The following is a 20,873-nucleotide window of genomic DNA, read 5'->3' as shown; positions in this document are numbered from 1 at the left end:
CTTCTTAGCGAAGCTGCGCGCGCTTGGGGATAGCCGCGGCCAATTCGCGCGTCGATCGCGAGCCGTGCGGATAACGGGCGCCGATCGGCGAGTTTGAGTCCGGGCCGCCCGCAGACTGTCCCTGCGGCGGGGTTTGTCCAACCCCATTCCGGGGTCTGGCCCGGACGACTCCTGTTCATTCACGGCGAGCGGGGCCGTGAGGTTAATGAATCGTTAAGGCCGATCAGCACGTTAAGACTTCATTAACACAATCCACAGCCGGCCTGCCCGGCTCGGGATGAAGCCGGCGTCACCTGGGGAAAGGCGGTCGAGAAGGGGGTGCGACACCGGGCTTTGTCCCCGGCTTGCCCAGGCCCTACCGCTACCTCTTCATCCAAGATTCTATTTCTAAGAAAGGTAGAAGGCAGACCAGGAAGAACAGGCGGGCTTGAGGTCGGGGCGCCAAACCGGTTTAACGCCCTCCATGTCAGACAGTTCGCAACCCCGCCTGCTCCGGGCGCTCGCCGGAGAAACCCTGGACCGCCCCCCGGTCTGGTTCATGCGTCAGGCGGGTCGCTCCCTGCCGGAGTACCGGGAGCTGCGGACCCGGGCCAAGGACTTCATCGCCTTCTGCCACAATCCGGAAATGGCGGCTGAAGCCACGATGCAGCCGATGCGTCGCTTCCCCCTGGACGCCGCCATCGTCTTCGCCGACATCCTGCTGATCCCCCAGGCGCTCGGCCAGGAGGTCTGGTTCGAGACCGGTGAAGGTCCCCGGCTGGGCGCCCTGCCCGACATCGAGGCCATGGCCGACCAGATCGAGGCCTCCACCGGCCGGCTCTCGGCCATCGGCGAGACGCTCGCCCGCGTGCGCGCCGAGTTGGAGCCGGACCGCGCCCTGATCGGCTTCGCCGGCGCCCCCTGGACCGTAGCCACCTATATGATCGAGGGCCGCGGCTCCGACCGCTCCGGCGCCCGGACCTATGCCTACCAGCACCCCGAAAAGCTGGATCGGCTGCTGGAGGTTCTGGTGGACGCCACCGCCCGCTACCTGGTGATGCAGGCCAAGTCCGGCGCCCAGGTGCTGAAGCTGTTCGAAAGCTGGGCCGAGGGCCTGGCCGAGGACGTCTTCGAGCGGATCGTCATCAAGCCGCACACCGCCATCATCGAGAAGGTCCGCGCCGCCGGGGTCGACGTCCCCTTCATCGGCTTCCCGCGCAGCGCCGGCGCCCTGGTGGAAAACTACGCCGCCCGGGTGCCGGTCAATGCGGTCGCCCTCGACACCCAGGCCAGCGCCGTCCTTGGCCAGAAGATCCAGGCCGGCGGCAAGACCATCCAGGGCGCGCTCGACAACCTGCTGCTGCGGGCCGGCGGCCCGGCCCTGGACGCCCGGGTCGACGCCCTGATCGAGCAGTGGAACGCCGGCCCCTATATCTTCAATCTCGGCCACGGGGTCCTGCCCGACACCCCGATCGAACACATCGAGCGCACCATCCGGCGGGTGACCGGCAAGTGAGCCGTGTCGCGGTCGTCCTCTTCAACCTGGGCGGTCCGGACGGGCCGCAGGCCGTGCGGCCGTTCCTCTACAACCTGTTCAAGGACCCGGCGATCATCAGCGTCCCGGCGATCCTGCGCTATCCGATCGCCGCCCTGATCTCCTCGCGCCGCGAGACCTCCGCCCAGGCCAACTACAACATCATGGGCGGCGCCTCGCCCCTGCTGCCGGAGACGGTGAAGCAGGCCGCCGCCCTGGAAACGGCCCTGACGGCGCCCGGCGTCACGGCAAAGTGCTTCATCGCCATGCGCTACTGGAAGCCTTTCGCCGACCAGACCGCGAAGGAGGTTGCGGAGTTCGCGCCGGACGAGATCGTCCTGCTGCCGCTCTATCCGCAGTTCTCCACCACCACGACCGCCTCGTCCCTTCAGGACTGGGCCAAGCAGTACAAGGGCCCCGGCCGGACTCGAACTGTCTGCTGCTATCCCACGGCCCAGGGCCTGATCGCGGCCCACGCCGACACGATCCGCGCCACCTGGGAAAAGGCCGGCAAGCCGGCCAATGTCCGGCTGCTGTTCTCCGCCCACGGCCTGCCGGAAAAGGTGATCAAGGGCGGTGACCCCTACCAGGCCCAGGTCGAGGCCACGGCGGCCGCCGTCGCCGCCCTGTTGCCCGAACTTCCCGACTGGCGCGTCTGCTACCAGAGCCGGGTCGGCCCGATGAAATGGATCGGGCCCTCGACCGTGGAAGAGATCCACGTCGCGGGCGAACAGGGGGTCGGTCTGCTGCTGTCACCCATCGCCTTCGTCTCCGAGCACATCGAGACCCTGGTGGAGCTGGACCACGAATATGCCGAGCTGGCTGAGCACCAAGGGGTCGCCCCATATCTGCGGGCCCCGGCGCTCGGGGTCGAACAGGCCTTCATCAAGGCGCTCGCCCAGACCGTCGACCACGCCCTGGCCCGGGACGGCGGCGCCGCGCCGGAGGGGGCATGGCTTTGCCCGGCCGCCTATGGCAAATGCGGCCGATCCAGAACGGGAGCTTAGGCGTGGACTATAATCTGCTGCGCGGCCTGCACATCATCGCGGTGATCGCCTGGATGGCCGGGATCATGTACCTGCCCCGGCTGTTCGCCTACCACGCCGACGCCGAGCCCGGCGGGGTGATGGACCAGACCTTCCAGACCATGGAGCTGAAGCTCTACCGGATCATCATGGGTCCGGCGATGGTGGCGGCCTGGGTGTTCGGCCTGGCCCTGATCTATGTGAACGCCACGGTGATCCGCGGCGGATGGGAGTATCTCCAACAGCCGTGGATGATCACCAAGCTGGCGGGGATCGTGTTCCTGACCGGTTGGCACCACTTCCTGGGGGCGGCCCGCAAGAAATTCGCGGCGGGGACCAATACCCGCCCCGCCCGTTTCTGGAAGATGACCAACGAACTGCCCTTCATCGCGGCGGTCATCATGGTCATCGCGGTGACGACCGAGTTCGGGAGTTAGCGGTAGATGCCGCCCGCCATTGTCCTGCTGATCATGGCAGGGATTTTGGCGGCATATGTCGCCTTTTGCGTCTTCACCGGAGAGATGGGGTACAGGGCTACGGCCTGGAACCGAAGTCCTGGAAGGCTCAGCAGGCGCGAGGAGCCCGTCACATTCTGGCTGGTGATGGGCATCTACGGCCTCATAGTGGTGGGGTTCGTCGTCGCCGCGATCTACGTCGGCCTCGTCAGACCTTAGAGGGCTAGTGTGGCCCCATCGCTTGACCCGAACCGCGCGATGTGGTTCCGCTGACCCCACATGGCGTCGCGCAACGCGAAGTCATGCCCCGCCCTACCTCCGGCGACGCGCGCTCCCCAATTTCAAGCTGCTGCGTCCCGGCCCCTGAACACCCCGGCGAGTCTCAAGGCCCGCCCTAGACGTTTCAAGTTTGCTCCACGCCCAAGGACCCTCTGTGTCCGGGGGCGCTGAGCCGTATCAAGGCGATACCCATGTCCGAAGACAACACCACCGTCGACACCGAAGACGCCGCCCTCGACCAGGCGATGGACGCCCAGGTCGAAGCCCCGCAGGACGCCGGCGACGACGACGACGACAACGAACTCTCCGCGGCCATCGCCGCGCTCGGCATCACCCGGATGTCCCTCCAGGAGTTGAAGGACAAGTCGCCGGTCGACCTGCTGGCCTTCGCCGAGAAGCTGGAGATCGAGAACGCCAACTCCATGCGCAAGCAGGACATGATGTTCGCGATCCTCAAGACCCTGGCCGAGGAAGGCATCGAGATCTCCGGCTCCGGCACCCTGGAGGTGGTCTCCGACGGCTTCGGCTTCCTGCGCAGCCCCGAGGCCAACTACCTGCCCGGCCCCGACGACATCTATGTCAGCCCCTCGCAGATTCGGAAGTTCGGCCTGCGCACCGGCGACACCGTCGACGGCGCCATCCGCGCCCCCCGCGAGGGCGAGCGCTACTTCGCCCTGATCAAGGTGGATCTCACCAATTTCGAGAACCCCGAGAACGTCCGCCACAAGGTGCTGTTCGACAACCTGACCCCGCTCTATCCCGACGAGCGGTTGAAGATGGAAATCGAAGACCCGACCCTGAAGGACCGTTCGGGCCGGCTGATCGACATTGTCGCCCCGCTCGGCAAGGGCCAGCGCTGCCTGATCGTCGCCCCGCCGCGCGTGGGTAAGACGGTCATGCTGCAGAACATCGCCAAGTCCATCGCCGTCAATCACCCCGAGTGCTACCTGATCGTGCTGCTGATCGACGAGCGGCCCGAAGAAGTCACCGACATGCAGCGCACCGTGGTGGGCGAGGTGATCAGTTCCACCTTCGACGAACCCGCCACCCGCCACGTCCAGGTCGCCGAGATGGTGATCGAGAAGGCCAAGCGCCTGGTGGAGCACAAGCGCGACGTCATCATCCTGCTGGACTCGGTCACCCGCCTCGGCCGCGCCTACAACACCGTGGTCCCGTCCTCGGGCAAGGTGCTGACCGGTGGTGTTGACGCCAACGCCCTGCAGCGCCCCAAGCGCTTCTTCGGCGCGGCGCGGAACATCGAGGAAGGCGGCTCGCTGACCATCATCTCCACGGCCCTGATCGATACCGGCAGCCGGATGGACGAAGTCATCTTCGAAGAGTTCAAGGGCACCGGTAACTCGGAAATCATCCTGGACCGCAAGGTCGCCGACAAGCGCATCTTCCCGGCCATCGACGTGCTGAAGTCCGGCACCCGCAAGGAAGAGCTGATCACCCCGAAGGACCAGCTGCAGAAGACCTATGTCCTGCGCCGCATCCTCAACCCCATGGGGGCCCAGGACGCCATCGAGTTCCTGTTGGACAAGCTGCGTCAGAACAAGAACAACGACGAATTCTTCCAGTCGATGAACACCTAACCCGCCGTCCAACGGCGAAGCGAGGGAGCGGGGGCGATGAGCGAGAGCTACATCATCTCCGGTGGGGTGGCCGGGGCCGCGAGGCTCTCGGTGCTCTCCGAGGCCATGGCCGAGGCGACCGGCGGCCTGCTCGACAGGGTGGGCATTGCGCCGGACGCCCGTATCCTCGATGTGGGGTGCGGCGGGGGCGATGTGACCCGCGAGCTGGCGAACCGCACTTCGGGCCCGGTGGTCGGGCTCGACCTCGATGAGATCAAGATTTCTATGGCGTCACAGGACGCCCCGGCCAACGCCGCGTTCCACGTGGGCGGCTATGAGCGCGCCGAGGCGCTCGGCCCCTTTGACGTCATCTATGCCCGTTTCCTGCTGTCCCACCTGACCGACCCGGCCGACGCCGTGGCGGTGTTCCAACGCGCCCTGGTCCCCGACGGCCTGCTGGTGGTGGAGGACGTGGAATTCTCCGCGCACCTCTGCGAGCCCTCGCGGCTGAGCTTCCGTCACTTCGTGCAGTGGTATGTGGCGTCGGCCCACAGACGCGGCGCGGACGCGGAGATCGGCCCCAAGCTGCCGGGCATACTCGGTAGAGCCGGGTTTATCGGCATCGAGGCGCGCGTCGTGCAGCCGGCGGGCCTGACCGGCCCGGCCAAGGCCATGGCCGCCCTCACCCTGGCAGGAATCGCCGAAGCCGTTGAATCCATGGGTGTTTCACGTGAAACCCTGATCGACGACATCTCCGATCTGGTCAAGGCTCGTGATGATCCGACGGTGTTCATGAGCCTGCCTCGGGTCACCCAGGCCTGGGGCTGGAAGCGGGAGACCTAAATCCTCCCCCCGGCCGAAGGCCGATGTGGGGGTGGTGGCGTAGCCACGAGACGGAGGAGGATCGACGTCGTCGACCTCTTCGACCCCAGACAAGAGTCAAAGTCCCCTCAGTCAGCTTGGCTGACTGCGCCCCCAGAGGGGGAGCATCCGCATCTTACGGGATCAGCAAACTCGCCCCGACCGTGTCGCGGGCCTCCATCGCCTCGTGGGCCTTGCGGGCCTCGGCCAGGGGGAAGGTCTGACCGATGTCGATCTTCACCTTGCCGGACTTGATCACCGCAAACAGGGCTGCCGCCGAAGCGTCCAGCTCGGCGGTGGTGAGCAGGTAGTCCCCCATGGTCGGTCGGGTGAGGAACACCGACCCCGCCATCATCAGCCGCGCGGGCGCGAGGGGCGGCGGTGGGCCCGAAGCATTGCCGAAGCTGACGAACAGGCCGCGCTTGGCCAGGCTCCCCAGCGTGCCCTCGAACGTGGCGGCGCCTACGGAGTCATAGGCCACCGGCACGCCCTTGCCGCCGGTGATCTTTCGCACCTCGGCGACGACGTCGGCGTCGCGGTAGAGGATGACGTGGTCGGCGCCGAGCGCCCGGGCGCGGTCGGCCTTATCCGGTGAGCCGGCGGTGGCGATGACGATGGCGCCCAGGGCCTTGCCCCACTGCACCAGGATCGACCCCACCCCACCCGCGGCGGCGTGGACCAGGATGTGGTCGCCGGCCTTCACCTCGTAACAACGGCGCAGCAGGAACTCCGCGGTCATCCCCTTCAGCATCGCGCCCGCCGCCACGCTCGCATCGATCCCCGGCGGCGGTTTCACGGCGCGCTCGGCGTTGACCGCGTGCAGTTCGGCATAGGCGCCGATGGGACCAGAGGCATAGGCGGCCAGGTCGCCCACGGAAAAGCGGGTCACCCCCTCCCCCACCGCCTCGACAGTCCCGGCGCCCTCCATGCCCAGGCCGGACGGCAGCTTCAGGGGATAGAGGCCCGAGCGGTGATAGGTGTCGATGAAGTTCAGACCGATGGCCTGGTTGCGGACCAGGATCTGACCGGGCTTGGCCTCCGGCGCCGGAATATCGACAAGCTTGAGGACCTCGGGACCGCCGGTGGCGTCGATCTGGATAGCGCGCATGAGACGGGCTCCTAGGCGAGATGCTGTTGGAAGAAGGCCAGGCTGCGGCCGTTGGCGGCCTTTGCGGCGGCCTCGTCATAGTGCTCGCCGCCGTGGCGGGCGAAGGCGTGGTCGCAGCCGGGATAGGTGTAGGTGGTGACCTGGGCGTGGTTCTTCAGGGCCTGGAGAATGATGGCCTGGGCCTCCTTGGGGACGAACTGGTCCTCTTCGGCGATGTGCAGCAGCAGCGGCCGTTCCAGCTTCTCGGCCTCCCCCAGCCGGTTCTCGATGCCGACACCGTAGTAGCCGACGCTGGCGTTGGCGTCTGTGCGGGTGGCGGTGAGGAAGGCCAGCATGCCTCCCAGGCAGTAGCCGACCGCGCCCACCTTGCCCGAACAGCCGGCATCGGCGCGAACGTGATCGATCACGGCTGCGATATCCTTCACGCCCAGGTCGGGATCGAAGGCGTTGAACAGCTCAAAGGCCTTCTTCCACTCGGCCTCGGACTTGTCGGTGATGTCGATCCCCGGCTCGATCCGCCAGAACAGGTCGGGGCAGATGGCCAGGTAGCCCTGGTCCGCCAGGCCGTCGGCGATCTCGCGCATGACGCCGTTGACCCCGAAGATCTCCTGGATGACCACCACGGCCGGGGCCTTCGCCTTGGAGGGACGGGCCACATAGGCGGTGAAGTCGCCGTCCTCGGTCGTGAGAGTGATGGTTTCGCCGGCCATGCGGGAGCTCCGTTTGTCTTGCTATGCGTTGGCTACTAGCGCGCAGTGGCCACGACCGGTCATAACTATTGCTTGAGGAAGGGCTCCGCCATGAAGATGACCATTGAGATCGACTGCACCCCCGTCGAAGCCCGCAGCTTCATGGGCCTGCCCGACGTCACCGCCTTGAACGACAAGCTGGTGGAGGAGATGCAGAAGCGCATGGAAACCAACATCAACATGCTCTCCCCCGACGAGCTGATGAAGAACTGGACCGCCTTCGGGGTCGGCGCCCAGGAACAGTTCCGCAAACTGATGTCCACGGCGGTGGATATGGGCATGGGCGGCGCAAACCGCCCGAAATGACCGATACGATCTATGCCGCCGCCACCGCCGCCGGTCGCGCGGCCGTGGCGGTCGTCCGTGTGTCCGGACCCTGCGCGCGCGCGGCTGTCGCCACCGTGGCCGGAAAGGTCCCGCGCCCACGCATGGCGGCCCTGCGCACCCTGAGGTCAGACAAGGGGCCCATCGATCAGGCCCTGGTGCTCTGGTTCCCCGGCCCGGCCAGCTATACTGGCGAGGACAGCGCCGAGTTTCACGTGCACGGCGGCCCTGCGGTGGTCTCCTCGCTGCTGGATTTGCTCGCCGCCCAGGACCTGCGGCTGGCCGAGCCGGGAGAGTTCACCCGCCGCGCCTTCGAGAACGGCAAGCTGGACCTGGCCCAGGCCGAGGGGGTCGCCGACCTGATCGAGGCCGAGACAGAGGCGCAGGCGCGTCAGGCCTTGGCCCAGGTCGAAGGCGCGCTGGGCCGCGCCCACCAGCGCTGGCGCTCGGACCTGATCGAGGCCCTGGCCAATTTCGAGGCCGCCGTCGACTTTCCCGACGAGGAGGTCCCCGCGCAGGTGGCCGACCGCGCCCGGCCCTATCTGGAGCGGCTGATCGGCGAGCTGCACCTGGCCCGGGCCGATGTGGACCGCGGCGAAAGGGTGCGGGAGGGGTTCCGTATCGCCCTGGTGGGCGCGCCCAATGCCGGCAAGTCCACCCTGCTCAACGCCTTGGCTGGTCGAGAGGCCGCCATCGTCACCGCCACCCCCGGAACCACCCGCGACGTGATCGAGGTTCCGATGCGGCTGGCTGGCTACAAGGTGCTGCTGGCCGACACCGCCGGCCTGCGCGACACCCATGACGAGATCGAGGCTGAAGGCGTCCGCCGGGCCCGGGCCTGGGCCGCAGGCGCGGACCTTAGGATCTGGGTCGTGGACGGGTCGTCCTCGGCCATCGACCCGCCCCCGGAGGAACTCACCGCCGGGGACTTCTGTGTGATCAATAAGTCGGACCTCAATCCCGGCGACGACACTGGCCGCGCCCTGGTGGAGGCGCGCGCCCTCGAGCTTGAGATGCACCGGGTCAGCGCCCGTGAAGCTGCCCACGTGGGGGTGATCCTGGCCGCCCTGACCGATCAGGTGGTCCAGCGCCTCGGCGGCGCCGAACCCCCCACCGCCACGCGCCTGCGTCACAAAGACTTGCTCGCCGAGGCGCTTTCCCGTCTGGAGCACGCCCTGGCCGTGGACGGCTCCCCAGAGCTGGCCGCCGAAGACGTCCGCTTGGCGGGCCGCGCCCTGGACCGCATCACCGGCCGAATCCACCCGGACGATGTCCTGGACCGGGTCTTCGCCAGCTTCTGCATTGGAAAATAAGGCGTTTCACGTGAAACACGCGCTCTAAACCCTCTCCCACCTGTGGGAGAAGGTAGGGTGAGGGCTCTTTTCTGGCGCCCGGAAACGCTCCACCTCAGCCTTACGCAACCTGCTGCGCACCCCTCACCTGCCCTCACCCCCTGAACAGGGAGAGGAGGATTCAGTCCACGCCCTCGCGGGTAAGACTCTTTCACGTGAAACGCCCCCCGCCTTCCGCTATAGGAAGCCCCCGCCCATATGGGCTGGATGCGGAGCTTGGCGTGACCTCCTGGGACGTGATCATCATCGGCGGCGGCCATGCGGGCTGTGAAGCCGCGGCGGCCTCGGCGCGTTTCGGCGCCAAGACCCTGCTACTGACCCACAAGCTCGAGACCATCGGCGAAATGTCCTGCAATCCGGCCATCGGCGGCCTGGGCAAGGGCCACCTGGTGCGCGAGATCGACGCCCTGGACGGGGTCATGGGCCGCTTGGCCGACTTGGCCGGCATCCAGTTCCGGCTGCTGAACCGCTCCAAGGGCGCCGCCGTGCGCGGACCCCGCGCCCAGATCGACCGCCGCCTCTATCGCGAGGCCATGCAGGCCGAATTGGCTGCCACGCCGAACCTCACCATCAAGGCCGAAGCCGTCGAGGACCTCCTCGTGGTCAATGGCCAAGTCACCGGCGTTGTCGGCGCAAGCGGTGAAATCTATCCCGCCGGACGCGTGGTCCTCACCACGGGCACCTTCCTGAAGGGCGTGATCCACCAGGGCGACCAGCGCATCCCCGCAGGCCGCGTCGGAGAGGCGCCGGCCATCGGGCTTTCCGACCGGCTCTATGCCCTGGGCCTCGACATGGGCCGCCTCAAGACCGGCACCCCGGCGCGGCTGGTGGCCTCCACCATCGCCTGGGAAAAGCTGGAGATGCAGGCGGCGGACGACGTCCCCTCCCCGTTCTCTTTCCTGACCGACAGGATCACCACGCCGCAGATCGCCTGCGGGATCACCTATACCAACGCCCAGACCCACCAGATCATCGCCGAACGGCTGACCGAGTCGGCGGTCTATGGCGGCCGGATCAATGGTCGGGGCCCGCGTTACTGCCCCTCCATCGAGGACAAGGTGGTCCGCTTCGCCGACAAGACCGCCCACCAGATCTTCCTGGAGCCCGAGGGCCTGGACGACGACACCGTCTATCCCAACGGCATCTCCACCTCGGTGTCGCCGGAGACCCAGGACCTGTTCCTGCGCACCATCGTCGGCCTGGAGAACGTCCAGGTCCGCCGCCACGGCTATGCGATCGAGTACGACTATGTCGATCCGCGCGAGCTGTCGGCGACCCTGGAGGTCAAGCGCCTGCCGGGTCTCTACCTGGCCGGCCAGATCAACGGCACGACGGGTTACGAGGAGGCCGCGGCCCAAGGCCTGGTGGCCGGGCTGAACGCCGCCCGGGCTGCTTCCGGCGCCGAGGCCGCCATCTTCGGCCGCGACGAGGCCTATATCGGGGTGATGATCGACGACCTGGTCACCCGGGGCGTCACCGAGCCCTACCGGATGTTCACCAGCCGGGCCGAGTTCCGCCTCACCCTGCGCTCCGACAACGCCGACCAGCGGCTGACCGCCAAGGGTATGGCCTTGGGCTGCGTCGGTGTTTCACGTGAAACCGCCTTCAATTCAAAGGCCCTGGCGCTGGCCGCCGCCCGCAGCCGCGCCGCCGAGCTGACCCTGACCCCTGACAAGGCCGCCAAGGCCGGCCTGCCGGTGAAGGCCGACGGCCAGCGCCGCGACCTCACCCAGCTCCTGGCCTATCCCACCATCTCCTTCGACGACCTGACGATCATCTGGCCCGAGATCGCCGCCTGGGACCCCCAGGTGCGCGAACAGGTGGAGATCGATGCGGCCTATTCCGGCTATCTCGACCGCCAGGAGGCCGATGTCGCCGCCTTCCGTCGCGATGAGAACCTGCGGCTGCCCTCCGAACTGGACTATTCTGCGGTCGGCGGTCTCTCCAACGAGGTTCGCGACAAGCTGACCGCTATCCGGCCCCTGACGCTTGGCCAGGCCGCGCGGATCGAGGGGGTGACCCCCGGCGCGCTCACCGCCTTGCTGGCCCATGTCCGCCGGCGGGCCGCCTGATGTCCGACACCCTTCCGACCGAGGTCGTGCCGATCGAGGTGGAGACCGCCGCTGATTTCGCCATGGCCACCGGCGCCGACGAAAGCGTCATCGCTGACCTGCAGCAATACCGGTCATACCTGGGGGACTGGAACCAGAAGATGAACCTGGTGGGCCCCTCCACGATGGACATTTTCTGGTCGCGGCACGCCTGGGATTCAGCCCAGATCCTGCCCCTGGAGCCGGACGCCCTGACCTGGGCCGACCTTGGCGCCGGCGCAGGTTTGCCCGGTATCGTGCTTGCGATCCTTCAGAAAAACCGCCCCGGCTTCCACATGCATCTCGTGGAAAGTATGGCCAAGCGCTGCCGCTTCCTGACTGAGGTGGTTAACGGCCTGGGGCTTCCGGCGACGATTCACAATTCACGTGCGGAGGACTTGTCCCTGACTGTGGATATCGTCACCGCGCGGGCTTGCGCGCCGATGACCCGGTTGCTTGGGTATGCTCAGCCCTACCTGAAGCGCGGCGCGACCGCCCTGTTCCTCAAGGGACAGGATGTGGCGGTCGAGATGGAAGAGGCGACGAAGTCTTGGAGTTTTGAGGCGGACATCCTGCCCAGCTTCAGTGATGCGCGCGGGCGCATCGTACGCGTAAGGAAGTTGGGCCGTGGCCGCTGATCAGAAACCGCATCGGGCGCTCCGCGTCCTGGTGGTCGCCAACCAGAAGGGCGGCGTGGGCAAGACCACGACGGCCATCAACCTGGGCACCGCCCTGGCCGCCGTCGGCGAGCGCGTGCTGCTGATCGACTCCGATCCGCAGGGCAACGCGTCGACCGGTCTCGGCATCCCCCATTCCAAGCGCAAGGTCACCCTCTATGACGTGCTGATGGGCGACGCCCCCATCACCGACGCCATTGTGCCCACCGCTCTGCCGGGCCTGGACATCGTCCCGGCCCACGCCGATCTCTCGGGTGTAGAGCTGGAGCTGGGCCAGCAGGCCCGCCGGTCCTTCAAGCTGCGCGACGCCATCGACCCGATCCGGCAGTCGGGCGCTTACACCTACGTGCTGATCGACTGCCCGCCGTCCCTCAACCTGCTGACCGTCAACGCCATGGCGGCCTCGGACGCGGTGCTGGTGCCTCTGCAGTGCGAGTTCTTCGCCCTGGAAGGCCTCAGCCAGCTGATGCGCACCGTCGAGCTGGTGCGGGGGAGCCTGAACCCGAATCTGGAGATCCAGGGGGTGGTGCTGACCATGTATGACCGGCGCAACAGCCTGTCGGAACAGGTGGCCAAGGACGTCCGGGCCCACTTCGGCGGCACAGTCTACGCCACGGTGATCCCCCGAAACGTCCGGGTCTCCGAGGCGCCCAGCTTCGGCAAGCCGGTGCTGGTCTATGATCTGAAGTGCGCGGGCAGCCAGGCCTATCTGAAGCTGGCCCGCGAAGTGGTGGTGCGCGAACGCGATCGCCGCGCCAAGGCCGCCTGAGGAAAACATGATGGTCGAGAAACGCGGATTGGGCCGAGGGCTGTCGGCCCTGCTGGGCGAGGTCGAGGACACCCCGGCGGACGCTGGCGTCGCCGGCGGCCTGCGCGACATCCCCATCGAGCTGATTCACCGCAACGAGAAGCAACCCCGCTGGGTCTTCTCCGAGGACGAGATCGAGGAACTGGCCGCCTCGATCCGCGAGAAGGGCGTGCTGCAGCCGATCCTGGTGCGGCCGGCGCCGGACATGGACGGCCACTTCGAAATCGTCGCCGGGGAGCGCCGCTGGCGCGCCAGCCAGAAGGCGGGGCTTCACACCCTGCCCGCCCTGGTCCGCGAGCTGGGTGACGCCCAGGTCCTGGAGATCGGGGTCATCGAGAACGTGCAGCGCAGCGCGCTGAACCCCATCGAAGAGGCCAGCGCCTATCAGCAGCTGGTGGAGATCCACGGCCGCAGCGCCGCCGAGGTGGCCGACGCCGTCGGCAAGAGCCGCAGCCACGTGGCCAATCTGGTCCGCCTGCTGGCCCTACCCGATCCGGTTCGGCAATACCTGATGAGCAACCAGATCACCGCGGGTCATGCGCGCGCCCTGCTCGGGGCAGACGACCCGCTGGTCCTGGCCGACCTGGTGATCGCCAAGGGTCTGTCGGTGCGCGACACCGAGTCCCTGGTCCGCAAGGCGGGCGCCGGCGTCGCGGCGCCGAGGGTTGCGGCGCCCAAGCCGCCCAAGGACACCGACACCCAAGCTCTCGAGGTCGATCTGTCTGAAGCCCTCGGCCTGACCGTCGAGGTGATCGACAAGGGGGGGGTTGGCGAGCTGCGGGTGAAGTATGCCAGCCTCGAACAGCTCGATGAGGTCTGCCGGCGGCTGACCCGAGTCTAGGTCCGAAAACCGCCAAGCCAAAATCGGCTCTGTGGCGCACAGCGAGCCGCCAATCCGCACCCCTGGACGGGGCTTGCGTCAGAGGCTGTGGATATCTTGCCGCCACAACAAGGTAAGTGGTTGATATATAACGGGAACTAGCGACTCAGAGACGCGGGCGCAATCGGGGTTTTTTCGCCGGTTTCGGCCGCCATCTTCGCCTGCGCCGCCGCCAGCACCTCTGTGATCGCCGCGATGACCGCCTCGGGCTTCTCGCTCTGAATATTGTGACCGCTGCCCAGCACCAGGCGATTGACCCCTCGCGTCGAAAGCGCGGCGGCCTCGTCGTGCATGGTGGACCAAAGCTTGGCCATCACGGCCTGGTCGGCCACTGGGATCGACGGGTCCTTGGAGGTCCCCTCCGCCGTCAGGACGATCAGCGGAATGTCGCCGAGGTTGATCTTGGCCGACTCGACCTGGCTGGAATCGGCCTCGGCCACATTCTCGATCTCTGACAGCCGCTGCCGCGCGGCGATGGGGTCGGCGCGCTGGCCGAGAATCTGATCGCGCAGGGCGGCCGGCCAGTCGCTGGGGGGATTGCCGACGCAGGCGGCCCACTCATCGGCGCCCGGCTTCAACGCGCCGGCGCGGGCCAGGTCCGCGCAACGGCGCGCAGCGGTGATCTCGCCGCCGGTCACCGCCGCCACGGTGGGCGAGGCGGCGGCGAAGCGCTTGTCCTGGTAAGGGTTGGCCGGGTCCACCAGCACCATGCCCGCGACCTGGCCGGGATGGCGTGAGGCGTAGAGCCTCAGGTTCATGCCACCCAGGGAATGACCCACCAGGATGTAAGGCCCCTCGAAGCCGGGAGTCCGCAACGCCGCCTGCAGATCATCGACGATGGCGGTGGTGTCGCGCGGCAGGGGGCCCGGGTCGCTGAAGCCCATCCCTGCCCGGTCCACGGCGCAGGTCCGGGTCCGTTTGGCGATCTCCGGCTGCACATTGCGCCAGGTGAGGCTGGTGGCGCTCCAGCCGGCGTCGAGGATCACCAGGAGCCCGCCGGTCCCGGAGCAATGGAAATTCAGCTTCCGCCCGTCGGGCAGGGTGACCAGGGTCTGGGGGCGGGCATAGGCCTCGAGCAGGCTGGTCTGGGCCGCCGCCGGGGTGGCCAGCAGGGTTGCGGCGAGGACAAGGCCTCGCATCAGAGCCCCAGTCGCTTGGCGCGTCCGGCGATCTGCAGGGCCAGCCGCTCGGCGATCAAGGCGTCGGGCGAACCCGCCGTCTTGCAGGCCTTGTCGGCGGCCAGCACCTCGGGCTGAATGCGGTCGAGTTCCGGCAGGGTCCAGGTGCGGGCTTGGCGCAGGAACTCCCGCTCGCTCTTCCAGAACACGCCTGAGGCCTTGGCGGCCTCCTGCAGGCCGGCGCCGGACTTGGCCAGGGTCAGGGTGCGGCGCATCCGGCCGAGGTACATGCCCAGGGCTCGAACCGCGGCAGGACCGCCCTCTCCTTCCGCGGCGGCGCGGCGCAGGCCGGCCTGGGCTTCGGTCAGGCGTCCGCCGAAAGCGTCGGCGGCGGCGTCGGAGAGCGAGGCCTCGGGTTCGACGCCGAGGAAGTCCTCCAGGTCCCGGGGTGTGGCGGTCATGCCGCTGCCGGGGCCGAGGAACAGGGCCAGGCGCTCGATCTCCTGGCGGGCGACGCCACGCTCCTTGGGCATGCGGCCGACGAAGACCTGCAGGGCCTCACTGGTCAGCCCGACGCCGTCCTTGGCGAGCGCTTCGCGGACCAGGCGGGCGATGTCGCCGGGCTCGTCTTCGTAGCAGGGGATGGTCGCCGCGCCGGGCGCCTTCTCGGCGGCCTTGCGCAGGGCGGAGTTGCGATCAAGGTTTCCGGCCTCGATCAGCAGGAAGGCGTCGGGGTTGAGCTCGCCGGCCGCGTGGCGAGTCAGGGCCTCGGCGGTCATCTTGTCCAGGGCGGCCTTCTCGGTGGCGAACTTCAGCCTCACCAGCCGTCGGCCCCCCATCAGTGACTGGGCCGCCAGTTCGCCCTCCAACCGCGCGCCGTCGCCGTCCAGATCGCCGTCGGTGAGCAGGGCCACATCGAAGGGGTCGTCGGGGCGGTCGCAGACCTTCTTGGCCAGCTGGTTGGCGCGCTCGCGCACCACGCCCATGTCGCGGCCGTAGATCAAGGCGGCGCGGATCGCCTTATCCGGCGAGCCGAGAAAGCGTTCGATGTCCGGCCGCTTGGCGAGGATCATCGTTCCGCTCCTATGACTTGGCGCCGGCCAGCCAGGTGGCGAGCTCGAGCTCGATCTTGCGGGCGGCCTCGCCGGCGGCGCGGTCCTGAGCGTCCTGCTGGGCGGCGACCGAGGCATAGGGCTGGTCGGCCGAGTCATAGGTCACCTCCACCCGCACCCGACCCACCTTGGCGGTGGCGCCGTCGGCGGTGGAGACCAGGGTGTAGGCGGCGGTCAGGACGTATTCGTAGCGGGTGGCGACATTGTCGACCCGGATCCCGCGGGGATAGCGCTGTTCGGAGATCTGCAGGTCCATGCGGTACTGCGGCTTCAGGTTCGAATCGCGAGAGAGCGCGTCGTCCAGGTGCTCTCGCATCAACTGGCCGGCCCGGCCCGTTGGGGCCGAGACCTGCACGGACGAGAGGGTTGCGCCGACCCCGGGGCGTCCGTAGAGCGGCGTGAAGCCGCAACCCGCCAGGGTGAGGGCGGCGAGCGCCAGGGCGCCGATGCTTGCGATGCGAGCCATGTGCCTCAGCTTGCCACGATGTTGACGATGCGATCCTTCACCACGATCACCTTGCGGATCGTGAGGCCCTCAAGGCGCCGTGCGATCTCGGGATCGTCAAGCACCATCTTCTCGACATCGGCCGGTTCGGCCCCTGCCGGCGCGGAAATCTCGCCCCGGCGCTTGCCGTTGACCTGCACCGGCAGGATGCGGACGGCGTCCTCGGTCAGGGCTGGATCGAAGTCGGGCCAGGGGGCGGAGACCACCATGCCTTCGCCCCCGATCCGGGCCCAGGCCTCTTCGGCCAGGTGGGGCGTGAAGGGCGAGACCAGGCGGGCGAAGGCCGACAGGGCCTCGGCTCGGGCCGCCAGCAGAGCAGCGCTCGCGCCCTCCACCGGGGCGGCCTTCAGGCTGTTCAGGAACTCGTACAGGCGGGCGATGCCGGAATTGAACCGGAATCCCTCCACGGCCTCGGTGACCGCCTTGACGGTGCGGTGGGTCGCGACCCGCAGGGCCACGGCCTTCGGATCAGCGGCGATGTCGGCGGTCGCCACGGCTCCCGGCTGGGCGTCGAACTCGGCCCAGACCCGGTTGACGAAGCGCCAGGCGCCCTCGACCCCAGAGGTGGACCAGATGGAGTCCCGCTCGGGTGGTGAGTCCGACAGTACGAACAGCCGTGCGGCGTCGACGCCGTAGACCTCGAAGATGTCGCCAGGGGCCACGGTGTTGCGCTTGGACTTCGACATCTTCTCGATGTCGCCGATGATCACCGGCTGGCCGTCGGAGACGCGGACCGCGCGGCGGGTGTTTCCTTCCGCCGTGATCTCCAGCTCCTTGGGCTCGACCCAGTCGCCGTTCTGCAGCCGGTAGGTCTCGTGGGTGACCATGCCCTGGGTGAACAGGCCCGCGAAGGGCTCCCGCGCCTCCAGCATCCCGGCGTCGGCCAGGGCCCGGTTGACGAAGCGGGCATAGAGCAGGTGCAGGACCGCGTGCTCGATGCCGCCCACATACTGGTCCACCGGCATCCAGTAGTCGGCGGCGGCCTTGTCGATGGGGTCGGCGGCGGCAGGATCGGTGAAGCGGGCGAAGTACCAGGACGAGTCCACGAAGGTGTCCAGAGTGTCGGTCTCCCGCGTCGCCGGACCGCCACAGTCGGGGCAGGTGGTGGTCTTCCAGGTGGGGTGACGCGCCAGGGCGTTGCCGGGCTTGGAGAAGTCCAGGTCCTCAGGCAGAGCCACCGGCAGCTGGCTCTTGGGCACGGCCACCACGCCACACTTGTCGCAATGCACCACCGGCACCGGGCAGCCCCAGCCGCGCTGGCGCGCCACGCCCCAGTCGCGCAGGCGGAAGACGGTGGCGCCCTTGCCCTGACCCTGGGCCTCGATGCGGGCGATGGCGGCGGCCTTGGCGGGCTCGATCTCCAGGCCGTCCAGGAAATCCGACTGGAAGATGGTTCCGGGGCCGGTATAGGCCTCGGTCGCCACATCATAGCTGGCGGGGTCCTCGCCGGGCGGCAGGACCACCGGCTTGACGGCCAAGTCGTACTTGCGGGCGAAGTCCAGGTCGCGCTGGTCGTGGGCCGGGCAGGCGAAGATCGCGCCGGTGCCGTAGTCCATCAGGATGAAGTTGGCGATCCAGACCGGCAGCCGCCAGCTGGGATCGAAGGGATGGGCCACGGTCAGGCCGGTGTCGAAGCCGATCTTCTCGGCGGTCTCGATCTCGGCCTCCGACGCCCCGCCCTTGCGGCAGGCCTCGATGAAGGCGGCGGCCTTGGGATCCTTGGCGGCGATCTGCTGGGCCAGGGGGTGATCGGGGGCCACGCCCACGAAGCTTGCCCCGTACAGGGTGTCTGGACGGGTGGTGTAGACCTCCAGGCCGCCGTCGAAGCCCTCGGGCGCGGCGTCGGCCCATTTGAAGGCGAACTTCAGGCCCTTCGAGCGGCCGATCCAGTTCTCCTGCATCAGCCGGACCTTTTCCGGCCAGCGGTCCAGGGTCTTCAGGCCTTCCAGCAGAGCGTCGGCATAGTCGGTGATGCGCATGAACCACTGGTTCAGCTTGCGCTTTTCCACCACCGCGCCGGATCGCCAGCCGCGGCCGTCCACCACCTGCTCGTTGGCCAGCACGGTCTGGTCCACCGGGTCCCAGTTCACCACGCCCTCGCGGCGATAGACCATGCCGCGAGCCATCAGGTCGAGGAACCAGGCCTGCTGCTGGCCGTAATAGGCCGGGTCGCAGGTGGCGAATTCGCGGGACCAGTCGATAGACAGGCCCAACTGTTTCAGCTCGACCCGCATCTTTTCGATATTGGCGTAGGTCCAGGCGCGCGGGTCGACGCCGCGCTCCATGGCGGCGTTCTCGGCGGGCAGACCAAAGCCGTCCCAGCCCATGGGATGCAGCACATTGAAGCCCCGGGCGCGCTTGAACCGGGCGTTGGCGTCGCCGAGCGTATAGTTGCGCACATGGCCCATGTGCAGGCTCCCCGACGGATAGGGGAACATCTCCAGGGCATAGTATTTCGGGCGCGCGTGATCGATCTGCGCGCGGAACACGTCGGCGTCGGCCCAGGCCTTACGCCACTTGGGTTCGACTTCTTTGGGATTGTACCGGGCCATGGCGGGGGATTAGCGCGCTTTCACTGAGGAAGGGAAGCGGCCGGACACGCCGAAAGCGCGCCGACCTGATGAGTTCGGCGCGCCCGGTTATTTGTCAGATCCCGGAACGCGCCGGGGGGTTAGCCCCGGATGTTCGAGAGCTTAAGCTGACGGGCCTTGGTCAGGATGGCGTTTTCGATGTCGGTCTCGGTCTGGCCGGCCGACGGCGCATCCACCCAGGTCCCGGTGGCGTCGCGAGTCTGCTTGAAGACCGCCACGTTCAGGCCGTCGGCGCGCAGCCGGACATCCAGGATATAGACCGTGCACTTGAAGCGCTCGTCGGCCTTTTCCGGATTGATGTACCAGTCGGTGATCACCACGCCGCCGTAGGGGTCGGCCGAGGCCAGCGGCATGAAGGCCAGGGTGTCGAGGGTCGCCCGCCACAGGTAGCCGTTGACGCCGATGGTCGGCTGTTGAGCCGCCGGAGCCGACTTGCCGCGCCCAAGGCGGAACAGGCCACCGCCTTCCTCCTGGGTCTGGAAGGTCTTCGGGCCACCACTCGAGCAGGCCGCGAGCGCCGAAAGGCTGAGGACCAAGACCCCCGTCGCCACGCCACGCATCCAAACTCCACGCACAAACGGCATATATCCGCTCCCAGTCGCTGTTTCGCGTCGGTATCTCGCCGCGTCGCCGCCCCCGCGCCGGATGCCTCTATAGCAACGCCCCAAGCGGCGCCAAACAGGAATCGCGTGGCTCTGCCGCCACAGGCGCCAACCATCTGCCCACAGAGGCAGCCTGCGGCGTGTTGGCGTGTTGACCTCGCTCGCGGCGCGACTTTAATCGCATCAACGGTTTCGCTCCTCATGGCGAGGCCGGGGCTTAGGGGCCATATAGGTGGTTATGTTCAATCGAACGGTCATGGCGTTTGTCGGCGCGGTGCTCATAGCGAGCGCCGGATCGATGGCTCATGCCCAGACGACGAAGAAGACCACCGACTTCTCCGTGCGTAGCGAGACTTCAGCGTTGGCGTCGCCCCAGGCGGCCAAGGCGCTGAAGTTCGATGCGCGCAAGGGGCGCTGGGGGGTCACGCTCAACCTGCAGGAACCGGACGGCCGGGACACGCAATGGAACGACGTCCAGGCGGGCGCCTATTTCCGCGTGACGCCGTCGCTTCGGGTCGGCGGCGCCGTGGCCCTGGGGGAGAAGGAAACCCCCATGTACAAGAAAACCGAGCCGCAGGACGGCGCACCGCGCGTCCGCCTCGAGACCGCCTTCAAGTTCTAAGGGTCCTCGAAGACCGATCAAAAGGCCGCCCCATCGGGCGGCTTTTTTGATTCTACGCTCTGAAAACCTCCACCCCGGCGATCCCGACGACACCTGTGGCCAAGAGCCGCGCGGCGGTGGACTGGCTGACGCCGCCCAGGGCGTAGACGGGGCTGCGGGCCTGCCGAACGATCTGCGCCAGTCGCAACGGCCCTAGAGGGCGCCCCGCAGAGCGGCTGTTGGAAGGAAAGACCGCCGACACCACCACCGCGTCGACTTGGATGCGGGCCGCACGGGGGCTGTGGGCGGCCGCCGTGATCAGCCAGGTCGGGTGGCGCGCCCGTATCCGCACAGCGTTAGAGACCAGGCGCTCGGGCAGGTGGATCCCGTCGGCGCCAACCTCGACGGCCAGGGCTTCGTCCGCGCCAATCATCAGCTTCAGGCCGCGCCGCAGGGCGATGGCCTTCAGGCGCAGGGCGACGGTCGCGGCGTCGGCGGCGCCGAACGCGCGGTAAACGATCGCCGATCCCTTGGGCAGGCTCTCCGCCACGGCCGCCGGATCGGGGGTTCGATCAGGGTCAGTGAAATAGAGGAGCGGGGGCAGGGGCTTCCGCTGGCCAGCGCGCCGCCGTAAGCAGGCCCCCGTCCG

At 67.9% G+C, this 20,873-nt stretch carries 21 protein-coding genes; 13 read left to right on the top strand and 8 right to left on the bottom strand.

The window, feature by feature from the left end; genetic code table 11:
* Positions 1-463: 463 nt before the first annotated feature.
* From hemE to AAC997_RS10740, 6 genes are all read left to right on the top strand, one after another.
* On the top strand, positions 464-1,495 hold the full coding sequence (gene hemE, locus AAC997_RS10765; RefSeq protein WP_340645695.1) for a uroporphyrinogen decarboxylase: 1,032 nt from the start codon (positions 464-466) through the stop codon (positions 1,493-1,495).
* Complete coding sequence (gene hemH, locus AAC997_RS10760; protein WP_340645694.1) at positions 1,492-2,520, top strand: ferrochelatase; 1,029 nt, start codon at positions 1,492-1,494, stop codon at positions 2,518-2,520. The genes hemE and hemH overlap by 4 nt, the downstream gene beginning before the upstream one ends.
* Positions 2,521-2,522: 2 nt before the next feature.
* Positions 2,523-2,975, top strand: a complete 453-nt coding sequence (locus AAC997_RS10755) for a CopD family protein (protein WP_340645693.1) — start codon at positions 2,523-2,525, stop codon at positions 2,973-2,975.
* Between the two features lie 6 nt (positions 2,976-2,981).
* Positions 2,982-3,212 carry a hypothetical protein gene (locus AAC997_RS10750; protein ID WP_340645692.1) on the top strand — a complete coding sequence of 77 codons (231 nt, stop codon included), beginning with the start codon at positions 2,982-2,984 and terminating at the stop codon, positions 3,210-3,212.
* A 305-nt stretch (positions 3,213-3,517) separates the two neighbouring features.
* Positions 3,518-4,867, top strand: coding sequence for a transcription termination factor Rho (rho, locus tag AAC997_RS10745; RefSeq protein WP_340645706.1), 1,350 nt, complete (start codon positions 3,518-3,520; stop codon positions 4,865-4,867).
* Positions 4,868-4,903: 36 nt separating this feature from the next.
* On the top strand, positions 4,904-5,689 hold the full coding sequence (locus tag AAC997_RS10740; RefSeq protein WP_340645691.1) for a methyltransferase domain-containing protein: 786 nt from the start codon (positions 4,904-4,906) through the stop codon (positions 5,687-5,689).
* Positions 5,690-5,843: 154 nt separating this feature from the next.
* Here AAC997_RS10740 and AAC997_RS10735 read toward each other — a convergent pair whose 3' ends face one another.
* Positions 5,844-6,815, bottom strand: a complete 972-nt coding sequence (locus AAC997_RS10735) for a quinone oxidoreductase (RefSeq protein WP_340645690.1) — start codon at positions 6,813-6,815, stop codon at positions 5,844-5,846.
* 11 nt (positions 6,816-6,826) lie between these two features.
* Positions 6,827-7,525, bottom strand: a complete 699-nt coding sequence (locus AAC997_RS10730; protein WP_340645689.1) for a dienelactone hydrolase family protein — start codon at positions 7,523-7,525, stop codon at positions 6,827-6,829.
* A 90-nt stretch (positions 7,526-7,615) separates the two neighbouring features.
* Between AAC997_RS10730 and AAC997_RS10725 the strand changes: the two genes are divergently transcribed.
* The 6 genes from AAC997_RS10725 to AAC997_RS10700 all read left to right on the top strand — a co-directional run bounded on the left by AAC997_RS10725 (position 7,616) and on the right by AAC997_RS10700 (position 13,656).
* The gene (locus AAC997_RS10725; protein ID WP_340645688.1) at positions 7,616-7,870 is read left to right on the top strand and encodes a DUF6489 family protein; all 255 of its coding nucleotides are present in this window, start codon (positions 7,616-7,618) and stop codon (positions 7,868-7,870) included.
* Complete coding sequence (gene mnmE, locus AAC997_RS10720; RefSeq protein WP_340645687.1) at positions 7,867-9,201, top strand: tRNA uridine-5-carboxymethylaminomethyl(34) synthesis GTPase MnmE; 1,335 nt, start codon at positions 7,867-7,869, stop codon at positions 9,199-9,201. The genes AAC997_RS10725 and mnmE overlap by 4 nt, the downstream gene beginning before the upstream one ends.
* 260 nt (positions 9,202-9,461) lie before the next feature.
* The gene (gene mnmG, locus AAC997_RS10715) at positions 9,462-11,312 is read left to right on the top strand and encodes a tRNA uridine-5-carboxymethylaminomethyl(34) synthesis enzyme MnmG (protein WP_340645686.1); all 1,851 of its coding nucleotides are present in this window, start codon (positions 9,462-9,464) and stop codon (positions 11,310-11,312) included.
* A gap of 62 nt (positions 11,313-11,374) precedes the next feature.
* Entirely contained in the window at positions 11,375-11,968 is a 594-nt protein-coding gene (gene rsmG, locus AAC997_RS10710; protein ID WP_340645705.1) for a 16S rRNA (guanine(527)-N(7))-methyltransferase RsmG, read from the top strand.
* The gene (locus AAC997_RS10705; protein ID WP_340645685.1) at positions 11,958-12,776 is read left to right on the top strand and encodes an AAA family ATPase; all 819 of its coding nucleotides are present in this window, start codon (positions 11,958-11,960) and stop codon (positions 12,774-12,776) included. The genes rsmG and AAC997_RS10705 overlap by 11 nt, the downstream gene beginning before the upstream one ends.
* 7 nt (positions 12,777-12,783) lie before the next feature.
* The gene (locus AAC997_RS10700) at positions 12,784-13,656 is read left to right on the top strand and encodes a ParB/RepB/Spo0J family partition protein (RefSeq protein WP_340645684.1); all 873 of its coding nucleotides are present in this window, start codon (positions 12,784-12,786) and stop codon (positions 13,654-13,656) included.
* A 137-nt stretch (positions 13,657-13,793) separates the two neighbouring features.
* Here AAC997_RS10700 and AAC997_RS10695 read toward each other — a convergent pair whose 3' ends face one another.
* From AAC997_RS10695 to AAC997_RS10675, 5 genes are all read right to left on the bottom strand, one after another.
* The gene (locus AAC997_RS10695; protein WP_340645683.1) at positions 13,794-14,834 is read right to left on the bottom strand and encodes an alpha/beta hydrolase; all 1,041 of its coding nucleotides are present in this window, start codon (positions 14,832-14,834) and stop codon (positions 13,794-13,796) included.
* Positions 14,834-15,886, bottom strand: coding sequence for a DNA polymerase III subunit delta (gene holA / locus AAC997_RS10690; RefSeq protein WP_340645682.1), 1,053 nt, complete (start codon positions 15,884-15,886; stop codon positions 14,834-14,836). The genes AAC997_RS10695 and holA overlap by 1 nt, the downstream gene beginning before the upstream one ends.
* A gap of 10 nt (positions 15,887-15,896) precedes the next feature.
* On the bottom strand, positions 15,897-16,391 hold the full coding sequence (lptE, locus tag AAC997_RS10685) for an LPS assembly lipoprotein LptE (protein WP_340645681.1): 495 nt from the start codon (positions 16,389-16,391) through the stop codon (positions 15,897-15,899).
* A gap of 5 nt (positions 16,392-16,396) precedes the next feature.
* Complete coding sequence (gene leuS, locus AAC997_RS10680) at positions 16,397-18,982, bottom strand: leucine--tRNA ligase (RefSeq protein ID WP_340645680.1); 2,586 nt, start codon at positions 18,980-18,982, stop codon at positions 16,397-16,399.
* A gap of 119 nt (positions 18,983-19,101) precedes the next feature.
* On the bottom strand, positions 19,102-19,605 hold the full coding sequence (locus AAC997_RS10675) for a DUF3576 domain-containing protein (RefSeq protein ID WP_340645679.1): 504 nt from the start codon (positions 19,603-19,605) through the stop codon (positions 19,102-19,104).
* Between the two features lie 274 nt (positions 19,606-19,879).
* On the opposite strand from AAC997_RS10675, the gene AAC997_RS10670 reads away from it, so the two are divergent.
* The gene (locus AAC997_RS10670; protein WP_340645678.1) at positions 19,880-20,245 is read left to right on the top strand and encodes an NtrZ family periplasmic regulatory protein; all 366 of its coding nucleotides are present in this window, start codon (positions 19,880-19,882) and stop codon (positions 20,243-20,245) included.
* 52 nt (positions 20,246-20,297) lie between these two features.
* Here the strand turns inward: AAC997_RS10670 and AAC997_RS10665 are convergent, their stop codons facing one another.
* The gene (locus AAC997_RS10665) at positions 20,298-20,774 is read right to left on the bottom strand and encodes a thiamine phosphate synthase (protein WP_340645677.1); all 477 of its coding nucleotides are present in this window, start codon (positions 20,772-20,774) and stop codon (positions 20,298-20,300) included.
* Positions 20,775-20,873: the final 99 nt, after the last annotated feature.

The sequence above is a fragment of the Phenylobacterium sp. genome (assembly GCF_037968635.1).
GTDB lineage: Bacteria > Pseudomonadota > Alphaproteobacteria > Caulobacterales > Caulobacteraceae > Phenylobacterium.
Note: the sequence above shows the minus strand (reverse complement) of the source record. Positions and strands in the feature narration are given on the sequence as shown.

Bases quoted from the DNA above. Each gene is read 5' to 3' on its own strand.
- mnmE (WP_340645687.1), top strand. From the start codon at position 7,867: ATGACCGATACGATCTATGCCGCCGCCACCGCCGCCGGTCGCGCGGCC.
- rsmG (WP_340645705.1), top strand. From the start codon at position 11,375: ATGGCCACCGGCGCCGACGAAAGCGTCATCGCTGACCTGCAGCAATAC.
- AAC997_RS10700 (WP_340645684.1), top strand. From the start codon at position 12,784: ATGATGGTCGAGAAACGCGGATTGGGCCGAGGGCTGTCGGCCCTGCTG.
- leuS (WP_340645680.1), bottom strand. From the start codon at position 18,982: ATGGCCCGGTACAATCCCAAAGAAGTCGAACCCAAGTGGCGTAAGGCC.
- AAC997_RS10670 (WP_340645678.1), top strand. From the start codon at position 19,880: ATGGCGTTTGTCGGCGCGGTGCTCATAGCGAGCGCCGGATCGATGGCT.
- AAC997_RS10675 (WP_340645679.1), bottom strand. From the start codon at position 19,605: ATGCCGTTTGTGCGTGGAGTTTGGATGCGTGGCGTGGCGACGGGGGTC.
- AAC997_RS10730 (WP_340645689.1), bottom strand. From the start codon at position 7,525: ATGGCCGGCGAAACCATCACTCTCACGACCGAGGACGGCGACTTCACC.
- AAC997_RS10740 (WP_340645691.1), top strand. From the start codon at position 4,904: ATGAGCGAGAGCTACATCATCTCCGGTGGGGTGGCCGGGGCCGCGAGG.
- lptE (WP_340645681.1), bottom strand. From the start codon at position 16,391: ATGGCTCGCATCGCAAGCATCGGCGCCCTGGCGCTCGCCGCCCTCACC.
- AAC997_RS10750 (WP_340645692.1), top strand. From the start codon at position 2,982: ATGCCGCCCGCCATTGTCCTGCTGATCATGGCAGGGATTTTGGCGGCA.
- hemE (WP_340645695.1), top strand. From the start codon at position 464: ATGTCAGACAGTTCGCAACCCCGCCTGCTCCGGGCGCTCGCCGGAGAA.
- holA (WP_340645682.1), bottom strand. From the start codon at position 15,886: ATGATCCTCGCCAAGCGGCCGGACATCGAACGCTTTCTCGGCTCGCCG.
- AAC997_RS10735 (WP_340645690.1), bottom strand. From the start codon at position 6,815: ATGCGCGCTATCCAGATCGACGCCACCGGCGGTCCCGAGGTCCTCAAG.
- AAC997_RS10695 (WP_340645683.1), bottom strand. From the start codon at position 14,834: ATGCGAGGCCTTGTCCTCGCCGCAACCCTGCTGGCCACCCCGGCGGCG.
- rho (WP_340645706.1), top strand. From the start codon at position 3,518: ATGGACGCCCAGGTCGAAGCCCCGCAGGACGCCGGCGACGACGACGAC.
- AAC997_RS10725 (WP_340645688.1), top strand. From the start codon at position 7,616: ATGAAGATGACCATTGAGATCGACTGCACCCCCGTCGAAGCCCGCAGC.